The sequence below is a fragment of the Parasphingopyxis sp. genome (genome assembly GCF_052168275.1).
GTDB lineage: Bacteria > Pseudomonadota > Alphaproteobacteria > Sphingomonadales > Sphingomonadaceae > Parasphingopyxis.
In genome coordinates this window covers 1-7724 of record NZ_JBQLZM010000001.1, presented here as the reverse complement: position 1 = coordinate 7724, position 7724 = coordinate 1, and the positions used below count along the sequence as shown (strand labels likewise).

Annotated in this window: 10 protein-coding genes; 4 read left to right on the top strand and 6 right to left on the bottom strand. The window is 67.3% G+C overall.

Annotation, left to right across the window (positions count from 1 at the left end; translation table 11 throughout):
• Positions 1-71: 71 nt before the first annotated feature.
• The 4 genes from bla to ACTS1X_RS00035 are packed head-to-tail and all read right to left on the bottom strand — an operon-like array spanning position 72 to position 3560.
• Positions 72-971 carry a class A beta-lactamase gene (gene bla, locus ACTS1X_RS00050; RefSeq protein ID WP_442612341.1) on the bottom strand — a complete coding sequence of 300 codons (900 nt, stop codon included), beginning with the start codon at positions 969-971 and terminating at the stop codon, positions 72-74.
• Positions 968-1303, bottom strand: a complete 336-nt coding sequence (locus ACTS1X_RS00045; protein ID WP_442612340.1) for a 2Fe-2S iron-sulfur cluster-binding protein — start codon at positions 1301-1303, stop codon at positions 968-970. Before ACTS1X_RS00045 ends, bla begins: the two co-directional genes overlap by 4 nt.
• Entirely contained in the window at positions 1300-2490 is a 1191-nt protein-coding gene (locus ACTS1X_RS00040; RefSeq protein ID WP_442612339.1) for a cysteine desulfurase family protein, read from the bottom strand. Before ACTS1X_RS00040 ends, ACTS1X_RS00045 begins: the two co-directional genes overlap by 4 nt.
• Positions 2487-3560, bottom strand: a complete 1074-nt coding sequence (locus tag ACTS1X_RS00035; protein ID WP_442612338.1) for a cysteine desulfurase family protein — start codon at positions 3558-3560, stop codon at positions 2487-2489. The genes ACTS1X_RS00040 and ACTS1X_RS00035 overlap by 4 nt, the downstream gene beginning before the upstream one ends.
• Positions 3561-3679: 119 nt before the next feature.
• On the opposite strand from ACTS1X_RS00035, the gene ACTS1X_RS00030 reads away from it, so the two are divergent.
• Positions 3680-4336 carry an alpha/beta hydrolase gene (locus tag ACTS1X_RS00030; protein WP_442612337.1) on the top strand — a complete coding sequence of 219 codons (657 nt, stop codon included), beginning with the start codon at positions 3680-3682 and terminating at the stop codon, positions 4334-4336.
• Between the two features lie 131 nt (positions 4337-4467).
• Here ACTS1X_RS00030 and ACTS1X_RS00025 read toward each other — a convergent pair whose 3' ends face one another.
• Positions 4468-4647 (bottom strand): hypothetical protein, encoded by a 180-nt coding sequence (locus ACTS1X_RS00025; protein ID WP_442612336.1) that lies wholly within the window; start codon positions 4645-4647, stop codon positions 4468-4470.
• A 9-nt stretch (positions 4648-4656) separates the two neighbouring features.
• Entirely contained in the window at positions 4657-5625 is a 969-nt protein-coding gene (locus ACTS1X_RS00020; protein WP_442612335.1) for a threonine ammonia-lyase, read from the bottom strand.
• 111 nt (positions 5626-5736) lie between these two features.
• Between ACTS1X_RS00020 and ACTS1X_RS00015 the strand changes: the two genes are divergently transcribed.
• From ACTS1X_RS00015 to ACTS1X_RS00005, 3 genes are read left to right on the top strand one after another with little or no spacing between them, the layout of a single operon-like run.
• On the top strand, positions 5737-6168 hold the full coding sequence (locus ACTS1X_RS00015; RefSeq protein WP_442612334.1) for an MAPEG family protein: 432 nt from the start codon (positions 5737-5739) through the stop codon (positions 6166-6168).
• Positions 6169-6191: 23 nt separating this feature from the next.
• Complete coding sequence (locus ACTS1X_RS00010; RefSeq protein ID WP_442612333.1) at positions 6192-6617, top strand: MAPEG family protein; 426 nt, start codon at positions 6192-6194, stop codon at positions 6615-6617.
• Entirely contained in the window at positions 6617-7591 is a 975-nt protein-coding gene (locus ACTS1X_RS00005) for a carbon-nitrogen hydrolase family protein (RefSeq protein ID WP_442612332.1), read from the top strand. Before ACTS1X_RS00010 ends, ACTS1X_RS00005 begins: the two co-directional genes overlap by 1 nt.
• Positions 7592-7724: the final 133 nt, after the last annotated feature.

Here is a 7724-nt window from a genome sequence, read left to right as displayed (position 1 = left end):
CGGGTTGGCGAATGCCACGTCCGCCCGACTTCCGAGGGGGCATATGGCGATGTCGGATGGAAATTGCAACGTCAGCCGATATTCCGCTCGCTCATGTAGAAGGCGGCCAGTTCGCCGATCTCGGCGATCGCCGCGTCGACCTCGGCCGCATCCGCCGTCGGACGGTCGATATAGACGGTCAGCACGAAGGCCGGGCCGCTCGGCGGCCAGACGATACCGATATCGTTATAGGCGGTGCCGCAGCTGCCGGTCTTGTCGCCGACCGTCCAGCCTTCGGGCACTCCGGCCCGGATACGGGTGTCGCCGGTCCGGTTGGCGATCGCCCAGGCCGCGAGCTGCGCGCGGCTTTCCTCGCCGAGCGCGTCGCCGAACATCAGCCGCTGGACCAGCCCCGCCATCGCCACCGGGCTCGTCGTGTCGCGCTCGTCGCCGGGCGCATTCTCGTTCAGCTCCGGCTCCATCCGGTCGAGCCGGGTCACGTCGTCGCCATGGCGGCGAAAAAAGGCGGTCATGCCCTCAGGTCCGCCGATCGCGGTCAGCAACAGGTTCGCCGCGACATTGTCGGACAGGGTGCTGATCGCCTCGGCGGCCTGGACGACGCTCATCTCCCCCGCCGCCAGATGCCGTTCCGCGACCGGCGCATAATCGACCATGTCCGCCTCGCCGAACGCGACCGCATCGTCGAGCGCCATGTCGCCCGCTTCCACGCGCTCGAGCACCGCCGCACTCAGCGCCAGCTTGAATGTCGAGCACATCGCGAACCGCTCGTCGCCGCGATAGGCGCGCAGCAGGTTCCCGGACTCGTCGGTCAGCGCGACGCCGACCCGGCCGCCAATCCGCTGTTCGATGCCTTCCAGCACCGGATCGCCCAAAATCGTCTCGATCTGCGATGTGCCCTGCGGTTCGGACGCGCAGCCCGCCCAGAGCGCGGCGGCGGCGAACAGACATGCGATGCGCTTCAACACAATCATCTCCCTTGCATATTATGGACGGCCCCCGGAATCCGGACGGTCAGGCTCTCCAGCTCCTCGCTCAACCAGATCTGGCAGGCCAGCCGGCTGTAGCGATTCACGTCGGCTGCGAGGTCGAGCATGTCGTCCTCCATCTCCTGCGCGCGCGGCAGTTTGGCGAAATCGTCCGGATCGACATGGACGTGGCAGGTCGAGCAGGCCATCTGCCCCTCGCACGTGCCTTCCAGCGGCTGGCCGTCGGCCTGGGCGAGATGGAGCAGCCGGTCGCCGGGCCGGCCTCCGACCTCGCTGACGCTTTGGCCATCGGCCGCAATGAAACGGACCGTCGTCATTCGTCCCCATCCTCCGCAAGCTGCTCTTCGTCCTCCGGATGCGGTTCGTCGCCCTCGACGGGACTGCCCGGCAGCTGTTCGCCCGCAGCGCCGAGAATCAGGTCGATCGCCTCTTCCAGTTCCTCCTCGCTCGTATAGCGGCCGAAGCCGAGCCGGATGCTGGCATTGGCCTCCTCCTTCGACAGGCCGAGCGCGGAAAGGACATGGCTCGGCCGGCCCGATCCGCTGGCGCAGGCCGATCCCGCCGAAAAAGCGACGCCGCGCACGTCCGAAATCAGCCGCGCCGCATCGAGCCCGTCGAGGCGGATATTGAGATTGCCCGGATAGCGGGCGCAATCCGAACCGTTGATCGTCCAGCGGTCGCCGAAATGATGCGTGGCGGTCGCCCATAATTTCTCGACATGCGCGCAATCCTCGTCGTGCCGCTCGGCCATCAGTGCCGCGGCGGCGCCGAAACCGGCGCACAGCGCCGGCGCCAGCGTGCCCGAGCGCAGATCGCCCTCCTGCCCGCCGCCGTGCAGGAGCGGCGCGGGCTTCACCCCATCGGCAAGCCAGAGCGCGCCGATGCCCTTGGGCCCGTGAATCTTGTGGCCGGACATCGCGATCATGTCGCATTGCTGCCAGGGGATCGTCACCCGGCCGAGCGCCTGGACCGCATCGCAGAACATCAGCGCGCCGCATTTCTCGGCCAGCGGCCCGATCTCGGCTATCCGCTGGATGACGCCGATCTCGTTGTTGACGAGCATCAGCGCGACGAGCGCGACATCCTCGTCCAGCGCCTCCTCGACCGCCATCGGGTCGACCAGGCCTTCCCCGGACACGTCGAGCACGGTCAGTTCGTAGCCCTGCCCTTCCAGATATTCGCACGTGTCGAGCACGCAGGCATGTTCGGTCGCGGCAGTCACGATGCGCTTGCGATCCTGCGGGGCGTTGGCGAGCGCGCCCTTGATCGCCCAGTTCGCCGCCTCGGTCGCGCCGCCCGTGAAATAGAGACGGCCGTTCTCCGCGCCGATACAGTCGATGACCTGGTCGCGCGCGACTTCCACCGCCGCCGCCGCCTCCCGCCCCATCTTGTGCGGCGAATGCGGATTGCCGAACTTCTCGTCGAGATAGGGCAGCATCGCCGCGCGCGCCTCGGGCGCGATCGGGGTCGTCGCCTGATAGTCGAGATAGAGGGTGCCGCTCATGCCGCACGCCCCTTTTCTTCGGCCGCCAGCCGCTTCCACACGTCCATGAAACGATAGATATCGGCGCGGTTCGTCTGCGGGCCGAAGCTCACCCGGATGACCTCCGCGGCGTCCGCCTCGCTCCAGCCCATCGCGGTCAGCACATGGCTCGGCTTGAGGCTGCCTGACGAACAGGCGCTGCCCGCCGACACGGCGATCCCGGCCATGTCGAACTGGATCAGCTGGGCGTTCGCCGCCACGCCGGGCATCCGGTAGGATGCGATGGTCGGAATACGGTCGGCATCTCTGGCGACCACCACCCCGCCCTCCTGCTCGATCGCCTTATCGAGATGCTCGCGCAGCTCGGCGGCGCGCGACACCCAGCCCGTCGGCGCCTCGAGCGCGGCGGCGAAACCGAGCGCGGCCGGCAGGTTCTCCGTGCCGGGCCGATAGCCGCGTTCCTGCCCGCCGAGCGCATGGAGCGTGGCAAAATCCTGGACGAGCAGCGCGCCGATGCCGGGCGGGCCGCCCAGCTTGTGCGCCGATATCGCGATCAGATCGGCATCGGGCAGCGGGAGTTTTCCGGCCGACTGGCTGCAATCGGCGAACAGCCAGTTGCCGCCGACATGGACGCGCTGCTTCAGATCGTCGAGATCCTGTCTGACGCCGGTTTCGCTGTTGACCGCCTGGATCGCGACGAGCGCCGTTTCGTCCGCGCCCGACAGCATCCAGTTCAGCTTGCCGCCATCGACATGCCCCTCGGTGTCGACCGGTATCCGTTCGACATCGCCGGCTGCGCGCAGCACCGCATCATGCTCAACCGCGCTGACGATCACCCGTTCGGCCTTGGTGCAGGAGATGGCGAGGGCGATGGCTTCGCTGGCGCCGCTGGTGAAGACGATCTCTCCGCCCCAGTCGAGCGCCGTGCCGATCCGCTTGCGCGCCTCTTCCAGAGCGGCCCGCGCGCCGCGGCCCTCGCCGTGCGGCGAGGAGGGGTTGGCCCAGTTCGCAAATCCCTCGGCAACCGCATCGCGCGCTTCGGGGAGCATCGGCATGGTCGCCGCATGGTCGAGATAAAGACGGTCTTTCAATCACTTATCCGGTTTTGGTTGCGAAAAGAGACCCGAACATCATATAGGCTCCATGCCGCTTATGCCCGCATAAGCCCGATTCCCGCCCGTTTCCAGCCAAAGGGTTGCACCGAACCGCTATGCCCGAAGTCATTTTTCCCGGTCCCGACGGCCGCCTCGAAGGCCGTTTCTCCCCGCCACCGCGCCCGCGCGCGCCGGTCGCGATGATCCTCCATCCGCATCCCCAGGGCGGCGGCACGATGAACAATGCGATCGTCCAGGCGCTGTACAAGACCTTCGTGCGCCGCGGCTTCGCGACCCTGCGCTTCAACTTCCGGGGCGTCGGCAAGAGCCAGGGCGAATTCGACAATGGCGTCGGCGAGCTTTCCGACGCCGCCGCCGCGCTCGACTGGGTGCAGAGCTTCCATCCCGAAGCCGACACGACCTGGATCGCCGGCTTTTCCTTCGGCTCGCTGATCGGCATGCAACTGCTGATGCGCCGCCCGGAAATCCGCGGTTTCATCACCATCGCGCCGCCCGCCAACATGTACGATTTCAGCTTCCTCGCCCCCTGCCCGGCATCGGGCGTGATCATCCAGGGCGATGCCGACGAAGTGGCAACGCCGTCCGGCACGCAAAAGCTCGTCGACAAGCTCCGGACCCAGAAGCACATAACCATCCAGCACGACGTGATCCCGGGCGCCAACCATTTCTTCGAACGCGAAATGCCCGAACTGATGAAGTCGGTCGACGATTATCTCGACATGCGGCTCGATCCGGATTGTCCGATCAAATAGTTCGCCATCACTGCAAAAACAACGTCGTTGCGAGGAGCCGAAAGGCGACGCGGCAATCCAGGGCCGCGAAGCGCGTCGCATGAGGCTCCGGATTGCTTCGCTGCGCTCGCAATGACGAAATTGAGCAAATTCTAGCTGGAATTCGGCACCGTCCAGATCAGCACGTTCGCCAGGATCACGATCGCGGCGGCCAGCATCAGCAAGCCGCGCTGCTTCTCGCCGCGCTTCGCCCAGAGGTAGATCCCGCCCGCGCCGAGCGCGAAGACGGCGAGCATGGCGACCGAGAGCGCGATATTGGCGGCGAGCAGCATGGCTAGCCCCTAGCCCTGGATGATCTCGGCGAAAACCGCCGGATCGACATTACCGCCCGACAGCGTGACGAGCGTCCGCCCCGTGGGCTGCACCTTGCCGGCAAGTACGGCGGCCAGCGCCACCGCGCCGCCCGGTTCGACGACCAGCTGCAGCTTCGAAAAGGCCGTGCGCACGGCATGGGCCACTTCCTCTTCGGTCACCGCCACACCCGTCGCGCCCTGGCGGTGCAGGATATCGAAGGTGACCGGCGCGACGCGCAAGGTCTGGAGCGCATCGCAGCGCGTATCCGGCGGATCGGGCTGGACCGGGACGATCTCCCCGGCCTCCAGCGAGCGCGCCATATCGTCCCAGCCTTCGGGTTCGACGACGGTGATCGTCGCATCGGGCAGCACGAGCGCCGCGCCCGCCGCCAGTCCGCCCCCGCCGCAACAGATGATCGCGCTGTCCGGTGGGCCGCCCGCCAAAGCCTCCATCTGTTCGACGGCTTCGAACGCCGCCGTCCCCTGCCCTTCGACCACCCAGGGATCGTCGAAGCTCGGCACCAGGATCGCGCCCCGCTCCGCCGCCAGATCCGCAGCCAGCGCCTCGCGATTGCCGGTCATCCTGTCATAGGTGACGATCTCCGCGCCCAGCGCCTCGGTCGCTTCCCGCTTCGCGCGCGGCGCGTCTTCGGGCATCACGATCAGCGCCGGCATGCCGAGCCGTTTTGCCGCCCAGGCGACGCCCTGCGCATGGTTGCCGGAGGAAAAGGCGACGACGCCGGCCTCGCGCTCTCCGGCGCTCATCGCGGCGAGCCGGTGATAGCCCCCGCGCAGCTTGAACGCGCCGATCGGTTGGAGATTCTCGCATTTGAGCCAGATTTCACCATGCGCCGTCGCGAACGGGATCAGCGGCGTCGGCGGGACGACCGCGCGGATGCGCGCCGCGGCCTCGCGGACGCCCTCCAGAGTCGGGGTGCGTGATTCGGTATCGGTCATGCGCCCCCGCTAGCCCGCACGTGGCGATGCCGCAACGTCAGGCCCGTTGCATTTGACAACTTTTCAGCGCTGGCCCAGTCTTCCGGGCATCACAGGAACAGGGGGAGCATAATGAACAGTGGAATCCTCGCGCCCGCGGCGGTCCTCGTCGTCTGGACGCTGATCATGATGATCTGGGTGATGGTGACCCGTCTTCCGGCGATGAAAAAGGCCGGGATCGATATGGGCGCGCGACCGGGCGGCCGCGGCCAGGACCTGCAGGGCGTCGTGCCGGACAGCGTCAACTGGAAGGCGCACAACTACAATCACCTGATGGAACAGCCGACGATCTTCTACGCCACCGTCTTCATCGTCGCGCTGACCGGGACCGGCGACGTCTGGCTCAACGTCTGGCTGGCCTGGGCCTATGTCGGCCTCCGGATCGTGCACAGCATCGTCCAGGCGACCTGGAACCATGTGCCCGCGCGTTTCGCGGTGTTCATGCTCAGCAGCCTCGCGCTTCTCGCCCTCGCGCTTCACGCGACGGCTGCAGCGCTGCAATAACATCCGCAACAGGGAGAAAATTCATGGAAGGCAACAGCCCCATCCTCGCGCCGGTCGTGGCGCTCGCCATCTGGACCATCGTCATGTGGCTCTGGATGTACGCAACCCGCATCCCCGCTATGAACGCGGCCAAGGTCGATTTCACGCCCGGCGTCTACACCAATGCCGACCTCCGAAAACTGCCAGTGAAGGTCCAGTGGCAGGCGGACAATTACAACCATCTGCACGAAGCCCCGACGGTCTTCTACGCGATCGCCCTGACCCTGGCGCTGGTCGGCGCCGGTGACGGCCTCAATCTGACGCTCGCCTGGGCCTATGTCGGGCTGCGCATCGCCCACAGCATCTGGCAGAGCACGGTCAACATCGTGCCGGTCCGTTTCCTGATCTTCACGCTGAGCACGATCGTACTCGCCTGGCTGATCGTGAACGCCGCGCTGCTCGTCTTCTGATGCCGCGCATCGCCGCCGCGATTGTCCAGGCCGAACCGGTCCCGCTCGACATCACGGGCGGTATCGTGGCCCTGCCGGCGCATATCGCGGCGGCGGCGGACGGCGGGGCGCAGCTGATCGCGTTCGGCGAGACCTTTCTCGGCGGCTATCCGATCTGGCTCGACGAGGCGCCGGGCGCCGCGCTCTGGGATCATCCCGGCAGCAAGGCGCTGCACGGCATCCTGCTCGACCAGGCGATCCGGCCCGATGACGGCCGGCTCGCGCCGATCCAGGAACTGGTCGATGCGCGCGGGCTGATCGTCTCGGTCGGCGCGCATGAGCGGATACGCTCGAGCCTCGTCAACACGCAGTTGCTGTTCCGGCCCGGCCAGCCGCCGCTCGCCCATCGCAAGCTCGTGCCGACACATGGCGAGCGGCTGATCTGGGCGCGCGGCGACGGATCGACGCTCGGCGTTCATGCCGCGGACTGGGGGAATGTCGGGCAGCTGATCTGCTGGGAACACTGGATGCCGCTCGCGCGTGCGGCGATGCACAACCAGGGCGAAGCCGTGCATGTCGCCGCCTGGCCGACGGTGCGCGACACCTATGCGATCGCCGCGCGCCACTACGCGTTCGAGGGCCGGTGCTTCGTGCTGGCCGCGGGGACGGTGCTGAATCGCGATGCATTGCTCGACGGGCTCGACCGCTGCGGCGGCGATCCCGAGGCGCGGGCGCTGATCGCGGCGATGCCCGACGGCCAGCTCCAGTACGGCGGCAGCATGATCGTCGCGCCCGACGCGGACATATTGGCCGAGGCCGGCGGGCGGGCGGAGATCATCCATGCCGAACTCGATCTCGACCTGATCGGCCAGGGCCTCGCGTCGCTCGACACCGACGGCCATTATGCCCGGCCGGACGTATTCGAACTGACAGTGAATACGGACGAACGGGCGGGTGTGGTGTTCGGGGACAAGTCCGACAACCGCGCGGGCTGAGCTTGTCGAAGCCTTGTATTTTTTGTCAGACTTTCGCTGCGCTCAAGCGCGGCACCGGCCCGCTCCCCCTCCCGACCTCCCATTGAGTGTACCCTGTTGGGAGGTCGGGAGGGGGAGCGGGCCGGTGCCGCGC

What these genes read in the sequence shown, in the direction of transcription:
- bla (WP_442612341.1), bottom strand. Translation starts at nt 971, where the DNA reads ATGATTGTGTTGAAGCGCATCGCATGTCTGTTCGCCGCCGCCGCGCTC.
- ACTS1X_RS00045 (WP_442612340.1), bottom strand. Translation starts at nt 1,303, where the DNA reads ATGACGACGGTCCGTTTCATTGCGGCCGATGGCCAAAGCGTCAGCGAG.
- ACTS1X_RS00040 (WP_442612339.1), bottom strand. Translation starts at nt 2,490, where the DNA reads ATGAGCGGCACCCTCTATCTCGACTATCAGGCGACGACCCCGATCGCG.
- ACTS1X_RS00030 (WP_442612337.1), top strand. Translation starts at nt 3,680, where the DNA reads ATGCCCGAAGTCATTTTTCCCGGTCCCGACGGCCGCCTCGAAGGCCGT.
- ACTS1X_RS00025 (WP_442612336.1), bottom strand. Translation starts at nt 4,647, where the DNA reads ATGCTGCTCGCCGCCAATATCGCGCTCTCGGTCGCCATGCTCGCCGTC.
- ACTS1X_RS00020 (WP_442612335.1), bottom strand. Translation starts at nt 5,625, where the DNA reads ATGACCGATACCGAATCACGCACCCCGACTCTGGAGGGCGTCCGCGAG.
- ACTS1X_RS00015 (WP_442612334.1), top strand. Translation starts at nt 5,737, where the DNA reads ATGAACAGTGGAATCCTCGCGCCCGCGGCGGTCCTCGTCGTCTGGACG.
- ACTS1X_RS00010 (WP_442612333.1), top strand. Translation starts at nt 6,192, where the DNA reads ATGGAAGGCAACAGCCCCATCCTCGCGCCGGTCGTGGCGCTCGCCATC.
- ACTS1X_RS00005 (WP_442612332.1), top strand. Translation starts at nt 6,617, where the DNA reads ATGCCGCGCATCGCCGCCGCGATTGTCCAGGCCGAACCGGTCCCGCTC.